Source organism: Bradyrhizobium iriomotense, assembly GCF_018130765.1.
Taxonomy (GTDB): Bacteria; Pseudomonadota; Alphaproteobacteria; order Rhizobiales; family Xanthobacteraceae; genus Bradyrhizobium; species Bradyrhizobium iriomotense_A.
This window is the reverse complement of record NZ_JAFCJZ010000013.1, coordinates 54,136-71,348: the sequence shown is the minus strand read 5'-3', so window position 1 is coordinate 71,348 and position 17,213 is coordinate 54,136. Positions and strand designations below refer to the sequence as shown.

At 63.8% G+C, this 17,213-nt stretch carries 16 protein-coding genes; 12 read left to right on the top strand and 4 right to left on the bottom strand.

The window, feature by feature from the left end; genetic code table 11:
* Window positions 1-68 precede the first annotated feature (68 nt).
* The 3 genes from JQ635_RS22235 to JQ635_RS22225 all read left to right on the top strand — a co-directional run bounded on the left by JQ635_RS22235 (window position 69) and on the right by JQ635_RS22225 (window position 5,466).
* Window positions 69-3,695, top strand: a complete 3,627-nt coding sequence (locus tag JQ635_RS22235; protein WP_211411908.1) for an AsmA family protein — start codon at window positions 69-71, stop codon at window positions 3,693-3,695.
* A gap of 359 nt (window positions 3,696-4,054) precedes the next feature.
* The gene (locus JQ635_RS22230; protein ID WP_211411907.1) at window positions 4,055-5,179 is read left to right on the top strand and encodes a DUF2336 domain-containing protein; all 1,125 of its coding nucleotides are present in this window, start codon (window positions 4,055-4,057) and stop codon (window positions 5,177-5,179) included.
* A gap of 41 nt (window positions 5,180-5,220) precedes the next feature.
* A complete protein-coding gene (locus JQ635_RS22225; RefSeq protein WP_211411906.1) occupies window positions 5,221-5,466 on the top strand; it encodes a hypothetical protein in 246 nt (81 codons plus the stop codon).
* 38 nt (window positions 5,467-5,504) lie between these two features.
* Here JQ635_RS22225 and JQ635_RS22220 read toward each other — a convergent pair whose 3' ends face one another.
* Window positions 5,505-6,521 carry a zinc-dependent alcohol dehydrogenase family protein gene (locus tag JQ635_RS22220; protein ID WP_211411905.1) on the bottom strand — a complete coding sequence of 339 codons (1,017 nt, stop codon included), beginning with the start codon at window positions 6,519-6,521 and terminating at the stop codon, window positions 5,505-5,507.
* A gap of 149 nt (window positions 6,522-6,670) precedes the next feature.
* Between JQ635_RS22220 and JQ635_RS22215 the strand changes: the two genes are divergently transcribed.
* Window positions 6,671-7,567, top strand: coding sequence for a LysR family transcriptional regulator (locus tag JQ635_RS22215; RefSeq protein ID WP_211411904.1), 897 nt, complete (start codon window positions 6,671-6,673; stop codon window positions 7,565-7,567).
* Between the two features lie 123 nt (window positions 7,568-7,690).
* On the opposite strand, the gene JQ635_RS22210 is transcribed toward JQ635_RS22215, so the two are convergent.
* Window positions 7,691-7,924, bottom strand: a complete 234-nt coding sequence (locus tag JQ635_RS22210) for a hypothetical protein (RefSeq protein WP_211411903.1) — start codon at window positions 7,922-7,924, stop codon at window positions 7,691-7,693.
* Window positions 7,925-8,556: 632 nt separating this feature from the next.
* Here JQ635_RS22210 and JQ635_RS22205 point away from each other — a divergent pair.
* From JQ635_RS22205 to JQ635_RS22190, 4 genes are all read left to right on the top strand, one after another.
* Complete coding sequence (locus tag JQ635_RS22205; protein WP_211411902.1) at window positions 8,557-9,225, top strand: hypothetical protein; 669 nt, start codon at window positions 8,557-8,559, stop codon at window positions 9,223-9,225.
* 84 nt (window positions 9,226-9,309) lie between these two features.
* On the top strand, window positions 9,310-10,746 hold the full coding sequence (locus tag JQ635_RS22200; RefSeq protein ID WP_211411901.1) for a DUF1254 domain-containing protein: 1,437 nt from the start codon (window positions 9,310-9,312) through the stop codon (window positions 10,744-10,746).
* 87 nt (window positions 10,747-10,833) lie between these two features.
* Window positions 10,834-12,273 (top strand): DUF1254 domain-containing protein, encoded by a 1,440-nt coding sequence (locus tag JQ635_RS22195; protein WP_211411900.1) that lies wholly within the window; start codon window positions 10,834-10,836, stop codon window positions 12,271-12,273.
* Window positions 12,274-12,407: 134 nt separating this feature from the next.
* Window positions 12,408-13,517 carry an HlyD family secretion protein gene (locus JQ635_RS22190; RefSeq protein ID WP_211411899.1) on the top strand — a complete coding sequence of 370 codons (1,110 nt, stop codon included), beginning with the start codon at window positions 12,408-12,410 and terminating at the stop codon, window positions 13,515-13,517.
* A gap of 251 nt (window positions 13,518-13,768) precedes the next feature.
* Here the strand turns inward: JQ635_RS22190 and JQ635_RS22185 are convergent, their stop codons facing one another.
* Entirely contained in the window at window positions 13,769-14,266 is a 498-nt protein-coding gene (locus tag JQ635_RS22185) for a GNAT family N-acetyltransferase (protein WP_211411898.1), read from the bottom strand.
* A gap of 40 nt (window positions 14,267-14,306) precedes the next feature.
* A complete protein-coding gene (locus tag JQ635_RS22180) occupies window positions 14,307-14,993 on the bottom strand; it encodes a TetR/AcrR family transcriptional regulator (RefSeq protein ID WP_433996572.1) in 687 nt (228 codons plus the stop codon).
* Window positions 14,994-15,156: 163 nt separating this feature from the next.
* Between JQ635_RS22180 and JQ635_RS22175 the strand changes: the two genes are divergently transcribed.
* From JQ635_RS22175 to JQ635_RS22160, 4 genes are all read left to right on the top strand, one after another.
* The gene (locus JQ635_RS22175) at window positions 15,157-15,996 is read left to right on the top strand and encodes a DUF3313 domain-containing protein (protein ID WP_211412076.1); all 840 of its coding nucleotides are present in this window, start codon (window positions 15,157-15,159) and stop codon (window positions 15,994-15,996) included.
* A 110-nt stretch (window positions 15,997-16,106) separates the two neighbouring features.
* Window positions 16,107-16,295 carry a hypothetical protein gene (locus JQ635_RS22170; RefSeq protein ID WP_211411897.1) on the top strand — a complete coding sequence of 63 codons (189 nt, stop codon included), beginning with the start codon at window positions 16,107-16,109 and terminating at the stop codon, window positions 16,293-16,295.
* Between the two features lie 28 nt (window positions 16,296-16,323).
* Window positions 16,324-16,602, top strand: a complete 279-nt coding sequence (locus JQ635_RS22165; protein WP_211411896.1) for a hypothetical protein — start codon at window positions 16,324-16,326, stop codon at window positions 16,600-16,602.
* 209 nt (window positions 16,603-16,811) lie between these two features.
* Entirely contained in the window at window positions 16,812-17,078 is a 267-nt protein-coding gene (locus JQ635_RS22160) for a hypothetical protein (protein WP_211411895.1), read from the top strand.
* The last annotated feature ends 135 nt before the right edge of the window (window positions 17,079-17,213 follow it).

The following is a 17,213-nucleotide window of genomic DNA, read 5'->3' as shown; positions in this document are numbered from 1 at the left end:
AGCCTCAAGGCCAAGGTTTGCAGGGGTCAAGGTTTGGCCCGGGTGCCGGTTTGGCCGAGGGGAGACCCGTGCAGACGACGCTGCTCGGATTGGCGATTGCCTTCATCTTAGCGCTTCTGGCGGCGCTGATCGGGCCTTACTTCATCGACTGGAACCAGTTCAGGCCCCAGTTCGAGGCGGAGGCCGGCCGGATCATCGGCGTGCCGGTGCGGGTGGCGGGCGAGCTGGACGCGCGGCTCCTGCCGGCGCCGACCTTGCGGCTGCGCTCGGTGACATTCGGCGGCAACAACGATCTCGGCCGGCTGCGCGCCGACAAGCTCGACGTCGAGTTCAGCCTGGGCTCCCTCATGCGCGGCGAATGGCGCGCCACCGAGCTGACCGTGGGCGGCATGGCGGTCGATCTCGGCCTCGATGCGCGCGGGCGGGTCGATTTGCCGTCCACCGCGAACGGCAGCTTCAACCTCGCCTCGCTCGCCATCGAGCGGGTGAACCTCACCGGGCGCATCGCCTTGCACGATGCCGCCAGCCGTTCGACGCTGGAGCTGACCGACATCGCGTTCTCCGGCGACGTCCGCTCGCTCGCCGGCTCGGTGCGCGGCGACGGCAGTTTCAAGGTGTCGGGTATGCGCTACCCGTTCCGCATCTCCTCCGGCCCGAGCGCCGACGGCAGCGCCACGCGTCTGCATCTCAACGTCGATCCCGGCGAACGCGCGATCCTGGCCGATCTCGAAGGCGTGCTCGCCTTCGACAACCGCCAGCCGAAATTCGACGGCGCGCTGACGCTCGCCGTGCCCGCGGCGAAGAAGCCGGGCGAGGCGGGACCGACGCCGTGGAAGCTCACCGCAAAACTCAAGGCCGACCCGGCCGGCGCCAGGTTCGACCAGATCGATGCGAGCGTCGGCACTGATGACAACGCACTGAAAGCCGGCGGCGTCGGTGACCTCAGGTTCGGCGCTTCGCCGCTGCTGCGCGCGGTGCTGTCGGCCCGCCAGATCGATGCCGACAGGCTGGCAGCCAAAAACGATTCCGAGCCGCTGCGCATCCTGCCGGCGCTACGCGCGGGCCTCGCCGCGATCCCGCAGGCGCCGATCCCGGCGCAGATCGAGTTCAACTCCGACCAGATCATGCTCGGTGGCCGCCCGCTCCAGAACATCGCGGCGGAGCTTGCGACCGACGGCCGGTCCTGGACCTTCCGGCGGCTCGAGCTGCGCGCGCCGGGCATGACGCAGCTCTCGCTGAACGGCGCAACCCCGGGCGCCGACAGTTTCAGCGGCCGCCTCAACGTCGAGTCGTCAGATCCCGATACGCTGGTCGCCTGGCTCCTGGGCCGCAGCGAGATCAACCGCCGCAGCACCCGGCCGCTGCGCCTTGCCGGCGACGTGACCATTGCCGCCAACCATCTCGCCGTCGACAGGCTGAAGGCCGACATCGAGGGTGGCGCCGTCGAGGGACGGATTGCCTTCGTTCAGACCGGCGCGAGCAAGGGCTCGCGGATCGATGCCGAGCTCAAGGCCGACCGGCTCGATCTCGACGCCGCCGCGAGTTTCGTCCGCGCGCTCGCCGGGCCGCAAGGTGAATGGCCGGAGGAAGCCAAGCTCTCGCTCGATGTCGGCCGCGCCATCTCCGCCGGGCAGGAGCTGCGGCCGTTCGCGGCAAAGCTCGGCTATTCGCCGGCGTCGCTGTCGCTGGAGCAGTTGCGGTTCGGCCAGACCAGCGGCGTGACCACGGAAGCGAGCGGCAGCTTCGACCGCACCAGGGCCACCGGCAAGCTCGCGCTGAAATCCTCCGCCAATTCGCTGCGCGAGCTGACTGCGCTGATCGAGCCGTTTGCGCCGTCGGTGCGTGCGCGCCTCGATGCCCTGCCGTCGCTGCCGGGCGCAGCCCGCCTGAAGCTCGACCTCAGCCTCGACAAGAATGCCGAGCATGCCGATCGCAGCGACGCCCGCGCCGTGCTCGATCTCGACGCGCCGCAGCTCAAGGCCAATGCGACGCTGGCTGCGCAGACACCGGTGGCGGCCGTCAATGGCATCGATATCGACAAATTGCAGAGCAGCGACTTCACGCTGGAATCGAAAGTCTCGACGCCGCAGGCCGGCGCATTGCTGGCCATGCTCGGCCTCGATCGCGTGGTGGCCGCGGGCGAGGGCGCGTCGCAGTTCGAAGGCAAGCTGAGTGGCGCCTGGCGGCGGCCGCTGCAACTCAACGCAAAACTTAGCGGCGGCGGGCTGGATGCGGATGCGCAGGGCAGCGTCGAACTGTCGGACCCGAAAGCCAGCGTCAATCTGCGCGTGCGCAACGTCAACCTCGCGCCGCTGTTTGGGACGAGCACGGCCGACAAATCGGCGCAGAGCGCCAGCCTGTCCTCGCGCCTCACGCTGTCAGGCAACCGCCTGACCTTCAACGATCTCGACGGCAGCGCGGCCGGCTCGCATCTGCGCGGCCGTCTTGCGGTCACGCTCGATCAGGAGAATAGCGTCGACGGCGAGGTCGGCCTCGATACGCTCGACCTTGGGCCTGCGCTCGCGATGGCGATCGGCGCGGCGGGACGCGATGCGGGTGAGCCGCTGAGTGCGGGGCTGCTCGGTGGCTGGCGCGGCCGCATCGCCTTCCAGGCGTTGCGCGGCATGATGCCCGGCGGCATCGAGCTGCGCCCGTTCGGCGGCATGATCCGCAGCGACGGCCAGTCGCTCGCGCTCGATGGCCTCAAGGGTGGTGTCGGCGGCGGCGAGATGTCGGCGAGTTTTGACGCGCGCAATGGCGCCAATGGTCTTGCCCTGAATGTGCGCATCGAGCTCAGCAATGTCGATGCGACCGTGCTGCGCTACCGCGATCTCGCGCTGCCGAAGGGCCGCGCCTCGGTGCAGATGGCGCTGACCAGCCAGGGCCGCAGCGTCGCGGCGCTCACCGGCGCGCTCGCCGGCAACGGCACCGTGACGCTGGAATCCGCCGAGATAAGCGGCCTCAATCCGCGCGCCTTCGAGATCGCCATCCGCGCCAGTGACGGCGGCCAGGTCAGCGACGACAACCGCCTGCGGCAGCTGGTCGAGCCGGCGCTGTCGGCCGCTCCCATCGCGGTCGCCTCGGCGCAGATCCCGTTCACGATCCGCGACGGGCGGCTGCGGGTCGGCGCGACGCCGCTGGAGGCCAAGAACGCGCGCGCCATCGTCTCCGGCGGCTACGACATTCCCGCCGACCAGGCCGACATCCGCGCCAGCCTGACGCCGATCATGACCGGGCTCTCCGGTGCGCCGCCGGAGATCCAGCTGTTTGCGGCAGGTCCCCCCGATAGACTTAGCCGCACCGTCGATCTCGCGCCGCTGTCGTCATGGCTTGCGGTGCGCACGATCGATCGCGAGACGCGCCGGCTCGATGCGATCGAGCGCGGCGAGCCGCCACCGGCCACCGCCGCGCTGCCGACGCTGGTCTCTCCGGAGACAGCGCCCGAGCCGGCGCCGGCCAATGTGCCGCTGCCGGGCCAGGATCCGCGCCGCGCGCCGCCCAAGAAGGCCGCGCCGATGCCGAAGGCGCCGCAGGCCGCTCCCGCCGCGCCAAGTCCTCCACTCACGAGTCCGCCGCTCGCAAGCCAGCAGGTCGCGCCCTTGCCGCCGCCGATCGAAGTGCGGCCGGCGCCGGGCCCTCCGCCCGCAAAGCCCAAGCCGAAGCCGCCGCTGGTGCTGACGCCGCAGAATCCGTGAGCGGATTGGTTTGCGCGAATTGAGCCGCGGGCTTTCTTAACCTCTCCCGCTTGCGGGAGAGGTCGCGCCGAAGGCGCGGGTGAGGGCTCTCTCCTCTTGGGGATTATCCCGTTGCGGAGACACCCTCTCCCCAACCCTCTCCCGCAAGCGGGAGAGGGAGCGCACCTCCCGCGCAGCCCCTTGCACGCCGGTTAACCCATTCCCTCGCATTTGAATGAATTTTCGTCGGCAAAACTGATTTGCCGATTTTACCGAATTCTCGCGTTTCATCTCTAGCGTTGGTTCCCAGAGGAATTCGGCGTCGCGCCAAGACAGGCGCAACGGTTCGCCAAAGAACGACCAAGAACTGGGGTATCGAGATGAACGGGGCGAAATCGCTTCTGCAGGATCTGGACGACGCGATCGCGCGCGGCACCGACGAAAGCCGGGCACGCGCGTTGTGGCACGCGACCGATCTTCTGATCACCGGCCGCTATGTCGACGACGAGATCAGCATGTTCGGCGAGGTGATCGGCCGGCTCGCCGACGAGATCGAGGTCGCCGCGCGCGTGCAGCTGTCCGAACTGATGTCGGCCTGCGACCACGCTCCGCTCAACGTCATCGAGAAGCTCGCCTTTGACGATGCGATCGAGGTCGCCGGCCCGGTGCTACGCGATTCCACCCGGATCGCCGAGAAGGTGCTGGTCGAGAGCGCCATGACCAAGGGCCAGGCGCACCTGCTCGCGATCTCGCAGCGTCAGTCGATCGGCGAGGCCGTGACCGACGTGCTGGTCAAGCGCGGCAATCAGGAGGTCGTGACCTCGGTTGCGAAGAACGAAGGCGCGCGCTTCTCCGGCTCCGGCCTCTTGCACATGGTACGTCGCGCCGAGGGCGACTCGATCCTTGCCGAGCAGCTTGGCCTCCGCAAGGACGTTCCGCGCCACATCTTCCAGCAGCTGATCGCGAAGGCGTCGGAAGACGTCCGCCGGCGCCTGGAGACCGAACGCCCCGAGATGATGGCGCAGATCCAGAGCTCGGTGACCGAGGTCACCGGCGATCTGCAATCCAAGTTCGGTCCGTCCTCGCGCAGCTATTTCGTCGCCAAGCGCGTGGTCACGACGCAGTACCGCCAGGGCAACCTCAACCAGGATTCGATCTCCAGTTATGCGCGCCAGCACCGCTTCGACGAGGTGCAGATCGGCCTGTCGCTGCTGTCGGCGCTGCCGGTCGACGTCATCGAGCGCGCGCTGATGGACCGCAACCGCGAGATGATCCTGGTGCTGTGCAAGGCGCTCGACTTCTCCTGGGATACGACCATGTCGCTGCTGTTCCTCGGCGCCAAGGATCATCTGATCACGGCGCGCGACCTCCAGGACAATGAACGCGAGTTCGGCCGGCTCAAGATCGAGACGTCGCGCAGCATCCTGAAATTCTACCAGTCGCGCAAGAACAGCGCGGGTGCCGATTCCGCCTCGGGCCGTCAGCCCGAGCTCCAGGTTCACTGAAGAATTGCACTGAGCAGGAATTCGAGAGGGGAGTATTGCAGATGTTGCCTCAGTTCGGCACCGCAGTTCGCAAGAACAAGAACCTCAACAATGCTGTCGCCACCGATCTCGGCGGCGGAGCACCCGACAAGGCCTCGGTGGACGCAGCCTGGCTCGTGCTCGAAGCCGCCAACGACCTCGGCGACCACGCCGCGATCGAGGCCTGCCGCCGCGTCATCGACGCCGAGCTGACCGGCACGGTGGCCTGCAGCGCGGATGTCGATCTCGTCGTGGGTTATTTCAGGTAAGCTGCTTCCACACCGTCATTGCGAGTGCAGCGAAATCTTCACACCGTGATCAGCGTCTTGATCGCGCGCCGTTCGTCCATGGCGCGGTATCCTTCGGCCACCTCGGACAGCGGCAGCTTGAGATCGAACACCTTGCCCGGCTTGATCCTGCCGGCGAGCACGCGGTCGATCAGGTCCGGCAGGAAGCGCCGGACCGGCGCCGGCCCGCCGAGCATGCGCCGCTGCGCAAAGAACATCGCCTCGCCCTCGAAGGTCACGCCGTGCGGCACGCCGACATAGCCGATCGACCCGCCGGGCCGTGAGCAGGCGATCGCCTGCGTCATCGATTGCTGCGTGCCGACGCACTCCAGCACGGAATCGGCACCGACGCCGCCGGTGAGATCCTTGATGCGCGCAATGCCCTCGTCGCCGCGCTCCGCCACGATGTCGGTCGCCCCAAACTCGGCGGCGAGCTTCTGCCGCGTCGCGTGACGGCTCATGGCGATGATCCGCCCGGCGCCCATCTCCCTGGCTGCCAGCACGCCCATCAATCCGACCGCGCCGTCGCCGACCACGACGACGGTCGCTCCTGCGCGGACGTTGGCGGCGTCGGCGGCATACCAGCCGGTGCCGAGCACGTCGGAGGTCGCGAGCAGATGGGGAATGAGATCGGCCGATGGAAGCTCCGCGGTCGCAACCAGCGTACCGTCCGCCAGCGGCACGCGCGCGTAGGGGGCTTGCGCGCCGGACATGAACTCGCGCTGCACGCAGGAGGAATGGAAGCCGAAACGGCAATGCGGACAGGTGTTGTCGGAGATGCAGAACGAGCCGACGACGAATTGCCCGGGCCGCACCGTCTTCACCTCGCTCCCGACCTCGACGACGACGCCGCAATATTCATGGCCCATATGCGCGGGGCCGTCGGTCGGTTGCAGGCCGCGATAGGGCCACAAATCCGAGCCGCAGATGCAGGTCGCCGACAGCTTGATGATGGCGTCGGTGGGCTTGAGGATCCTGGGATCGTCGACGGCTTCGCAGCGAACGTCGCCGGGACCGTACATGAGCGTTGCCAGCATGCTCGTAACCTTTCGGGTTTGATCGTCAGGACAGAAGCTCGATCCGTCCCGTCCCAGATAGCGCCCCGCGCGCGACCCGATTAGATGGAATAGTCCGCTTGCATTGATCGACCTGCAGCATAAATGGAGGGTTTCAGCGGCGGACAGTGATGGCCAGGCACGATTTCAACGATCTCTTGTGGTTTCTCACCGTCGCCAGGGAGCGCAGTTTCACCAAGGCAGCCGCCAAGCTCGGCATCGCCCAGTCGACCCTGAGCCACACCATCAAGCGTCTGGAAGACCAGATGGGTATCCGGCTCCTGACGCGCACGACCCGCAGCGTCGGACTCACCGAAGCCGGCGAGCGCTTGCGGTTGTCGATGGCGCCGCGCATTGCCGAGATCGAGGCCGACATTGCCGATCTGATGGCATTCCGCGACAAGCCGTCAGGGCGGATCCGGATGACGATTTCCGAGCACGCGTTCCACAGCGTGGTGTGGCCGAAGCTCCAGCCGGTCCTGAAGGATTACCCGGACATCAAGCTCGAGGTCAGCCTCGACAGTGGATTTCGCAACATCGTCGAGGAGGGCTTCGACGCCGGCGTCCGTCTCGGCGAGAGCGTCGAGAAGGACATGGTCGCGGTGCGGATCGGACCGGACTGGCGGCTGGTGGCCGTGGGCTCACCCGGCTACTTCGCCGAGCACGGCGCGCCGACGCATCCCCACGAGCTCGTGCGGCACAATTGCATCAACCTGCGCATGGAACGGGCGGGCGGGCTCTATGCGTGGGAGTTCGCCAAGGCAGGCCAGGAGCTTCGCGTCCGCGTCGACGGACAATTGACGTTCAACAATTCCTACGCCCAGGTCGATGCAGCCCTGAAGGGATACGGCATCGCCTATGCGCCGGAGAACATCGCGCAGCAGCACATCGCCTCGGGCGACCTCGTGCTGGTGCTGGACGATTGGTCGCCGACATTCGACGGTTACCACATCTACTATCCGAGCCGTCGCCAGAACGCACCCGCCTTCAAGGTCATCGTCGACGCGCTGCGCCATCGCGGCGAGTGATCGGGCTGCTGTGCGATCTGAGTCGATCGAGAGACCGCGCTTGGCCGCCTCCTTGCGTCCAATGCAAAATGCAAAAAGGCCCCGCCGAAGCGAGGCCTCCTTGTTCGACCGTGCTGGCTCGCACTAATCGTCCCAATAATGATAACGACGGATCACGACGCCGCGGTCGTAGTCACGATCGTGGTGATACCAGCCACGATGCCAGCCGCGGTCATGCTCGTAGAAGCGTGCGCGGGGGCCGACATAATAATCCCTGTCGCCGCCGATATAGACGCCGAAGCCGGCCGCGTTGGCGATGGTAGGGGTCCCGATTGCAAGCGTCGCTACGGCTGCAAGAGCGTAAGTCAGCTTCTTCATCTGTTCCTCCTTGGTCTGCATCGTCGCCTGGTCAACGGCTGCCGCCAGCACCTGTTGCAGGAACAGCGACGAAACTTTCTTGAATGGCTGTTCAGGTCGGTTGCGTTCAGGTGTTTCACCGAAGCTCCTGACGGAACCGTGCCAGGCGACAGGACGCAGCCAACCATGCCTCTCGAAAAGCGGGTGCCATTGTACTTCAGCAACGTAAGGCTGACATTCCCTTGATCTAGATCAATCAGAACGGGGGCCGTTCCGTTTCTCCTACACCTGAACACGGAATGGGCTCGATCTCGTCGCGAGCAGGGAGCGTCTGATACCAAGCATTAAGTTCACCCATCCGGCGCGTGCAACGGCTTTTCGACACCAATCTCTGAACCCAATACGTATTGCTCACACCCATTCATGGAGCGATGCCATATGCGACAGCATGCAACTTGCTTCACCTTGACTGTTGCCGGGCTGCTCTGCGCGCCGGATGGGCGACAGCACAAACTGCGCCCGCAGCCCCACGTTGGGCGCAACTTCGCGCGCGCCAGGGGAGAATTGCTTTTAGACCGGTGCGGACGAACGCGTGACCTTCCGCAAGCAGATTTCGAAAAGGCTTAGCCGAACTCCCGACAGGAGACGCTGACATGACGAGAAGCTTAAAACTGGTTCAGATCGCGGGGCTGCTGGCAGCAACCATAGTGCTGGGCGCGGAAGCGGCTGTGGCGCAAACCGCTCCGCCAGCGCCGTCGATGAAAACAATCGGCACGCCCGCGGCCGCAGCCAAGCCAGACATCGTGCCCTCCCTGTTCGTGTTGAACTCCCACGGCGCGACGCTGCAGGGCGATACCCTGACGCTGACCGGCGTGACACCGAGCGCCATCATATTTGCCGATCGGCCGGTCAGAGCGGCAGGCCACCAGCCGACCGCTGACGTCATCGCGGAATGGGGATCGGGTGATGACAGCTTTGCCAAGAATCCTCCGAATGCCACCGTCTCCGTCCTCGGCAAGGAAGGCTCGGTGAAAGACGCCGTCGTGGTGCTGAAGAATCCGAAGCTCGAGGGCGACAAGCTGACCTTCAATGTTCAGATCCTCGAAGGTGATCTCGCCGGCGCGGATGGCGGGGCTGCCCTCTTTATCGACATCATCGGCCGCCCGTTCACGCCGCTGTCGTTTGCGGGCGTAGCGCGTCGCTCCGCGTTTCGCGGTGCGATGTATGCCGGCGCCGTGGGAGCGGCGGCATACGCAGCGCCCTATGCGTACGGCTACGGCCGCCCCGCCTGCGGCTATTACCCTTATCCACCTTGCTATTGAGGCGAGTGAGAGGGCGACACGCGGGCCCTGTCAATGAAAAGCGATAACAGGTTTTCGATATCGAATCCCAAGGGAGGCCATCCCATGAGCATCACCCGTCGCAACGTCATGATTGGCAGCATGAGCCTGCTCGCCGGCACCTCGATGAGCGCACCAACTCGCGCCGAGCTTGGTGAACTTCTCGGCATCGGCGAGGGACTTGAGGATTTCGCGCTCGCCACTGATGCCTACATCTACGGCTATCCGCTGGTAACGATGGAGATGACGCGCAGGGTCATCACCAACGTCGCGGCACCGGAGGGGACAAAGGCGCCGATGGGGCAGATCATCAAGCTGCGCGAGTATCCAAATGCGTCCTTCCGGGACGTGACTGCGCCGAATGCTGACACGCTTTACACCACCGCCTTCTTCGACGTCGGCAAGGAGCCGTGGGTGCTCAGCCTCCCCGACATGAAAGGCCGCTATGCACTCTTTCCGATGCTGGACGGCTGGACCACGGTATTCCAGGTGCCTGGCAAGCGAACCACCGGCACCGCCGCGCAGACCTACGCCATCACCGGACCCGGCTGGAAAGGCACACTGCCGGCCGGTGTCAAGGAGTACAAGTCGCCCACCAGCATCGTGTGGCTGCTCGGCCGCATCTACTGCACCGGTACGCCGGAGGACTACGCCGAAGTGCACAAGTTGCAGGACGACGTCAAACTCGTGCCGCTGAGTGCCTACGGCAAGCCCTACACGCCGCCGCCGGGCACGGTCGATCCGTCCCAAGACATGAAGACGGCAGTGCGCGAACAGGTCAACCGCATGGACACGACGGCCTATTTCACGCTGCTTTGCAAGCTGATGAAGGACAACCCGCCGGCGGCTGCGGATGCGCCTCAGCTCGCCAGGTTCGCCAGGATCGGCATCGTGCCGGGACAGGATTTCGATGCAAGCAAGCTCAAAGCAGATTTCGTCAAACACGTACCGGAAATCGGGTTCGACCGGATCATGCTCCAGTTCAAGATCAACAAGGACGTGAAGGATGAGAACGGCTGGGGATTCACGACCAAAACAGGCATCTACGGCACCGACTATCTGATGCGGGCGTTCGTCACGGCCATCGGGCTCGGTGCAAACCGGCCGCAGGATGCCGTCTATCCGACTTCGACGAAGGATGCGGAAGGCCGAAAGTACAACGGCACCAACAGATATGTCATCCGCTTTCCCAAGGGACAGTTGCCGCCGGCGCAGGGTTTCTGGTCGGTGACGATGTATGACGCCGACTATTTCTTCGTCGCGAACCCGATCAACCGCTATTCGATCAGCGCGCGGCAGAATCTGAAATCCAACCCTGACGGCTCGACCGACCTCTACATCCAGAAAGAATCGCCCGGGAAGGACAAGGAATCGAACTGGCTGCCGGCACCGGCAGGCGACTTTGTGCTGATGATGCGGCTGTACTGGCCGAGCGAGAAGAACCCCTCGATCATCAACGGATCGTGGAAGATTCCGCCGGTGAAAAAGGACGGGGTCGCGTGAACCTCACCACGCTTGCGTTGGGGGATGAAAGCCCCCGGCGCGCCGCGATGGGCGGCCCGTGAAGCAACTACAAGAGGAGACGTTCAAATGCTGACGAAGCGCGATCTTCTTCGTTCCGCCGCCCTCGCCGCGATCACCGCCTCGACGGCAAAATCCGTCCCAGTACATGCGCAGACAAGCACCGATCGTCCGGGCTTCTTCAAGGCAAAGGACATTGCCGAAGCCGGCTTCATCTACGGCCTGCCGATCGTGATGAACTACGCCGTCATGTACGAGTACGCCGTCGATCGCAATTCCGGGCAATTCAAGGCGCCATTCAATCAGATCAAGAACGAACCCAACGTATTCACCTACAAAGACACTGCCATTGTCACGCCGAACAGCGACACGCCCTATTCGTTCGTGTGGATGGACCTGCGGGCGGAGCCGGTCGTCCTGTCCGTTCCGGCAGTAGACCCCAAGCGCTACTATTCGGTCATGCTCTGCGACGGCAATACCTACAACTACGGCTATATCGGCAGCCGTGCCACGGGAAGTGAACCGGGCGACTACATGGTGGTGGGGCCGGATTGGAAGGGCGCGACCCCACCCGGGATCAAGAAGGTGTTCCGGTCAAGCACACAGTTTTCAGTGGCTGGCTATCGCACCCAGCTTTTCAACCCGGATGATCTCGACAACGTCAAGAAGGTGCAGGATGGATACAAGGTACAGACGCTTTCCGCCTATCTGAAACAACCGGGCACGACTGCCGCGGCGACCGTCGACTTCCCAAAGATCGACAAGCAGCTCGTGAAAACGAACTTCTTCGAATACCTCGACTTCGCGCTGCAGTTCGCGCCCGCCCAAGAGAACGAGAAGGAGATACGCGCAAAGCTTGCCGCCATCGGCGTCGGGCCGGGCAAGACCTTCAACTTCAAGGACCTGCCGCTGGAACAAAAGCTCGAAGTCGGTCTCGGCATGAAGGAAGGTGAGCGCAAGATCGATGAGGCCGTCGCGACGGTCGGCAAGGATGTCAACGGCTGGCGGATCAGTTCGTTGCCGGGCGATAGCGCGCACTACAATGGCGACTGGCTGAAGCGCGCTGTCGCCGCCAAGGCCGGTATCTACGGCAATGATGCCGTGGAGGCGGTATATCCGCTCACGCGCAGCGACAGCGATGGCCAGACTCTCGATGGCGGCAAGCACAATTACACGCTGACCTTTGCACCGGGTCAGCAGCCGCCGGTGAGTGCCTTCTGGTCCATCACAATGTACGACGGCAAGACGCAGTTGCTCATCGAGAATCCGATCAACCGGTATCTGATCAATTCACCGATGCTGCCGGCCATGAAGACGAATCCGGACGGGTCGTTGACGCTGTACATCCAGAACAAATCTCCAGGCGCCGACAAGGAAGCCAATTGGCTGCCGGCCCCGAACGGCCCGATCTATCTGGTGATGCGGCTCTACTGGCCGAAGACAGAACCACCCTCGGTCCTGCCCGCGGGCGAAGGCACCTGGCAGCCGCCCGGAATAAAGAGGGTTTGATAGAAGGGCAAATAGCTGCCGGCTTATAGGTCCCGCCGCTGGTGTGCGGCGGGACCGGTATGACACCGAGGTAAGTCAGTCCGTCGATCAATGGCCGCGACGAAGTGAATGGAGATTACCTAAGGAGCCTTTAGATGCTTATCATCCTGACGCTCTACGTCGTCCTGGTGTGGCTCGTATTCTCCAAGCTCAAGCTGGTCCGGTGGGGCTGGGGCTCCGGTACGGTGGCGGTCCTGATCGGTGCGTTCATCCTCGCCGTGTTCCTGGCGATGTTCAACTACCTGACCCCGTCGGGGAGCTTCGTCGTCATTTCTCGCGTCCTGGAAGTCACGCCCAATGTTTCCGGCCAAGTGATCGAGATACCGATCAAGACGAACGAGCCTGTGAAGAGCGGGGCCGTCCTGTTCCGCATCGATCCGGCGCCGTACCAGTACAAGGTCAACCAACTCGAGGCGTCGCTCGCCCAGGCGCGGCAGCAGGTCAAGCAACTTGCGGCCAACTATGAGCAGGCGACCGCAAATGCTGAGGGACTTGCCAAGCAACTCGCCTTTCACAAGCGTCGGCTTGACGACTACGGCAAGCTGACCAGTGAGGGCGCGCAGAGCCAGTTTCGCCTGCAGGACACGCAGGTGCAGTACGAGACGGTAGAGTTCCAGCTGCAGGCGGCCAAGGCCGCGCAGCTCAACGCGCAGCTTGCCATGGACTCGGAGATCGGTGGCATCAACACGACCGTCGCTCAAATCCAGGCCCAACTCGACAATGCCAAGTGGGAGCTCGACCAGACGACCATCCGTGCGCCTGGCGACGGCCTCGTGACGGTGATGCCCCTGACCGTCGGCGACCGCGCGGTGCAAGCGCGCTCGGTGATGTCGTTCATCGTCGCCGACGAGATCTACATCGTCGGCATGTTCTCGCCCAACGGATTTAAGACCATCAAGCCCGGCGCGCGGGTCAAGCTCGTGTTCGACGACGACCCCGGTCGTATCTACGCCGGGACGATTACGCACATCCCGCAGGGCGTGGGACAAGGCCAGCTTGAGGTCTCGGGGACGCTGGCAAAGGTGGGCTCGATCAGCGGCGTCAAAGTCTATCCGGCGGCCATTTCCATCCCGAAGGACTTCGACCGCACCAAGCTCAGGCTCGGAATGCCCGGAACCGCCACCGTGTTTGCAGAGAACGCCGGCGTCATCGGCTTGATCATGTCGATCCTGGTCTGGGTCAGCTCGTATACGGCCTACCTTTGACAGCCTCGGTCAATGGCGGCACCTGTGGACGATGATTTCTGCTGATGGCCCTTCGCGACATTTTCTGCGGTTGCACAGAGGCGGTCGGTGTCGGAGCGAAGCAGACATCGCTGACAGTTTATGGGTACGCGTCCTGGTCCGTAGGATGAGTAGAGCTCTTGCGAAACCCATCATTACTTCTGAGCGTGTCGAGGCGCGATGAGTTTCGCTTCGCTCTACCCATCCTACGAGGACACTACGAGGATGCTCCCTCACGGTCGATTACGATAGATCACGGCGTCGTTGCCGTAGCGGTTCGTGCTCCGCTCGAGCAGGTAATTCGATTTCTCCAGCACGCGGCGGGATGCGCCATTGTCGGCATGGACGATGCCGATGAGCGAGGGCAGCGCGAGCTGTGACAGCCCGATGCGCGTCATCGCACTCGCGATCTCGCTGGCAAATCCCAGTCTCCAGGCACTGCGCGTGAACGCGTAGGCAATCTCGATCTCGTCCACGCCATCCACGAGGATGTGCCTGATGCCCGCCCGCCCGGCGAACGCGCCGTCTTTCGTTCGCAGCACCCAGAGGCCAAAACCGTGCTGGTCCCAATGGGCCATGTTGACGTCGAGATAGGTCTTCGTCGCCTCCGCCGAGCGCACCCCGCCGAGATAACGAGACACGTCGGCGTCGAGATGCAGCGCGACCAGATCGGCGAGGTGACTTTCGTTCAGCCTTTCGGCGATCAATCTGCTTGTGCTGAAGTGGTCCATGAAATGGATCGTTGCCCTGCGTTGATCGCGTTGTCGCCGCTTATTTCTTCCGGTTTGTGTTCAGGGCCGCGTTCCTGCTGCTGGTGACGCGGCGCACGTGCGCTGACACCTCTTTCGGCGGCTTCAGGAAGCGCGACAGCAGGGTTCGAAGATGGCCGACACTATGCTCGATGTCCAACGTCGGCGAGCGGATCGGCATCGCACGCACGCCGTCGATGATTGCGAGCAGAATGTTGGCGGTGGCTGTCGGGTCGAGCTCCGGATCGATCCGCCCTTCGCGCTGCGCCTGGCCGACAAAATTGACCAGCAGATTCCGCAAGGAGCTGGCGTGCTTCTCGACAATCCTGGCGAAGTGGGGATTTCGGGCGGCTTCCGCCAATGCATCGAGGCTGAGGACCTGGGCTGTGCGATGGCGCAGGCTGCCTTGTTCGAGATACTTGATCAGGGCCTCGATGAAGTCCGGCGCCGCCGATATCTTTCCGAATTCCTCCGCCGCGCGCGCGAGGCCGATATCGGTCATCGCCTCGACGATCGCCTCCTTGCTGGGAAAGTAGTGGTACAGGTGGCCCGGGCTGATCTTTGCCGCGGCACAGATGTCCGTCGTGCTCGCCCCGTGGTAACCGTCCTTGATGAAGCAGCGAAACGCCGCGTCGAGGATGTCCCGGCGCTTCTGTTCGTGTTTGACGGGGTCCACTTTTCGCACGATCGGCGTCTCCAATTCTGACATTCGCTTACCACAATTTGACCGCGGCGGCGTCAAAAATAGAGAGGTAACTCTATTATTCTTGACAGGTCGTCCGGATCCATTATTAGAGAGATAAGTCTAATAATCGTTGCGAGTTCCTGTGGTGCGCATCTCTTCGCGTTTTTGCTGGGCGGACGTGGCCGCGATGGCGTCGCTGGCTCTGGCGGTCGGGGGGTGCGCGACAGCCCCGCTGGACCGCGCAGGCTCGCTTCGAAGTTACGACCGCCTGTCGGAGGCCGATGGCCTGATCACCAAGGCGCAGATCCGGGCAAGCAAGAAGGACTTGCTCGCTGCAAAGACCGTTCGGATCGCTCCCGCCATGTTTCCGGCGCGGGCCGGGGTGCCTCTCAACGAGAAGGAGCGGGCCTTGGTCGCGAATGCGATCAGCCGCGAGCTCTGTCTCAGGCTGAGCGAGAAGTTTCGCATCGTCTCGAGCGACGACGAAGCCGACCTGACGATCCAAGCCACGGTGACTCATGCGACGCCGACCGGTGAGACGGCGGCGGGGGCCTCGAAGGCAGCCGCGGTTGCAAAGACCGTGGCGTTGCCTGGCGTGCCCGTGCCGGTGCCGCGATTGCCGGTCGGCCTGGGCAGCCTTTCCGTCGAGGCCGAAGCACGAGACTTCGCCGGCTTCCAGAAGGCGGCGATGGTCTGGGCGCGCGGCGCCAATTCGATCACCAGTTCGCCGCGTATCGCCAACGAGGGCGACGCCTACGACCTGGCGTCAGACTTTGGCGCAGACTTTTCCAAGCTCGTGCTGACGGGTGAGTCTCCTTTCGGAGGATTGCCTGCATTGCCTCCGGTCGAGAGCGTGGGACCACGTTTCGGCGGCGCGCCAAAATACGTCGCCTGCGAGCAATTCGGCAGATTTCCAGGTGTGACCGGCTTCGTCGGCCAGCAGCTTGGTATGCCGCCGTCATGGACGGACTCCGGCGCGAAGCCACAGCCGACGCCAGCCAACGAAGGACAAACGGCCGCACGATGAAGCGCTTTCTGCTGACCATCCTGCTTGCGACTCTCGGGCGCATCCTCATCACGCTCATCGCCTTGTCGGTGACGTCACTTTTCCCCGGCTGAAGGACGCAGGACACAAGCATGGGTAACAACTCCCGACATCCGCTCTTCGTGGCCGATGCAGCCTGGCAGCGGTCGCAACTGCCGGCGAGTCACGAGAGCGGCAATGCAGAGGCAATCTTCGACGCCGATTTCTGGATTTGGATCGCGCTGGCGTTCCTGCCGACGGTCCTGGGCTGCCTGTATCTGCTCTTCTTTGCCGAGGTCTGACGTCACCACCACATCGGGTTGCGTAATCGTGCGTATCGAATTCTGCGCCTTGTTGGCGCGCCATGCCGTCCTGCTCATGCTGTTCGTGCTCGGCGGATGTGCAACGCTTGCCAGGGACGATGTCGCTGACAGCCGCGCCGCGCAACGGCAGCGCGGTTCAAGCACCGTGCATGACTATATTCCAGTCCATGATCTGCCGCCTCAACGCGATGAGCCTTTGATCCCCGCCGGGGAGCAGGACAGGATCAAGACGGAATTGATCGCAGCCCAGCGCCAGGCTCAGCGCGTCAGCGCCAAACCGAAATAGAAATCCGTGGGATGGGTAGAGCTCTTGCGAAACCCATCATTGCTTCGGAGCGTGTCGAGGCGCGATGGGGTTCGCTTCGCTCTACCCATCGTACGATGGATAGCTCCGTCCGAGAATTGCGCGCAGCCGCGCTTGATCTGAATCAAGCACGCGGATCATGGCCACACCAAAAGGCGACTTCAGGGGCAAGTGACATGTTGGTGTGCGCAATGATTCCGACCTGGTACGTCACTTTCGAAGTGCGGCAGCGAGGCATTCTGCCGAGACAACGAAGTCCGCGTGAGACGAGGACCTTTGCGACCGAGCATGAGGCGAAGCTGTTTGCGCGCGCCAGGCGTGAGGAGGGGCTTTCCGTCTTTGCAGGCACGATCAACCCCCACCTTCCGAAGCGGCTGATCCCGTCCTCCGGCATCAGCGCGTGGCTTGCCGACGAACAGGACGGCGCCGCGGCACCCGACGCTTCAAGTGACGACTAAGCACTTTGCCGTGCATAGCGATGGCGCTTGAGTGTTGCCATTTTGGTACGGGCCAGGAATCCCCTCACGCGTAAACTTCAGGATGTTCGCAGCACTTATGCACGCCAGCCTGCATAAGGGCTCGCATTCTGAAGG

Excerpts from the sequence above, each read along its gene's own strand:
- JQ635_RS22170 (WP_211411897.1), top strand. The coding sequence starts at position 16,107 with ATGGGTAACAACTCCCGACATCCGCTCTTCGTGGCCGATGCAGCCTGG.
- JQ635_RS22230 (WP_211411907.1), top strand. The coding sequence starts at position 4,055 with ATGAACGGGGCGAAATCGCTTCTGCAGGATCTGGACGACGCGATCGCG.
- JQ635_RS22175 (WP_211412076.1), top strand. The coding sequence starts at position 15,157 with ATGGCGTCGCTGGCTCTGGCGGTCGGGGGGTGCGCGACAGCCCCGCTG.
- JQ635_RS22215 (WP_211411904.1), top strand. The coding sequence starts at position 6,671 with ATGGCCAGGCACGATTTCAACGATCTCTTGTGGTTTCTCACCGTCGCC.
- JQ635_RS22195 (WP_211411900.1), top strand. The coding sequence starts at position 10,834 with ATGCTGACGAAGCGCGATCTTCTTCGTTCCGCCGCCCTCGCCGCGATC.
- JQ635_RS22210 (WP_211411903.1), bottom strand. The coding sequence starts at position 7,924 with ATGAAGAAGCTGACTTACGCTCTTGCAGCCGTAGCGACGCTTGCAATC.
- JQ635_RS22185 (WP_211411898.1), bottom strand. The coding sequence starts at position 14,266 with ATGGACCACTTCAGCACAAGCAGATTGATCGCCGAAAGGCTGAACGAA.
- JQ635_RS22205 (WP_211411902.1), top strand. The coding sequence starts at position 8,557 with ATGACGAGAAGCTTAAAACTGGTTCAGATCGCGGGGCTGCTGGCAGCA.
- JQ635_RS22200 (WP_211411901.1), top strand. The coding sequence starts at position 9,310 with ATGAGCATCACCCGTCGCAACGTCATGATTGGCAGCATGAGCCTGCTC.
- JQ635_RS22180 (WP_433996572.1), bottom strand. The coding sequence starts at position 14,993 with ATGTCAGAATTGGAGACGCCGATCGTGCGAAAAGTGGACCCCGTCAAA.
- JQ635_RS22160 (WP_211411895.1), top strand. The coding sequence starts at position 16,812 with ATGATTCCGACCTGGTACGTCACTTTCGAAGTGCGGCAGCGAGGCATT.
- JQ635_RS22225 (WP_211411906.1), top strand. The coding sequence starts at position 5,221 with ATGTTGCCTCAGTTCGGCACCGCAGTTCGCAAGAACAAGAACCTCAAC.
- JQ635_RS22190 (WP_211411899.1), top strand. The coding sequence starts at position 12,408 with ATGCTTATCATCCTGACGCTCTACGTCGTCCTGGTGTGGCTCGTATTC.
- JQ635_RS22220 (WP_211411905.1), bottom strand. The coding sequence starts at position 6,521 with ATGCTGGCAACGCTCATGTACGGTCCCGGCGACGTTCGCTGCGAAGCC.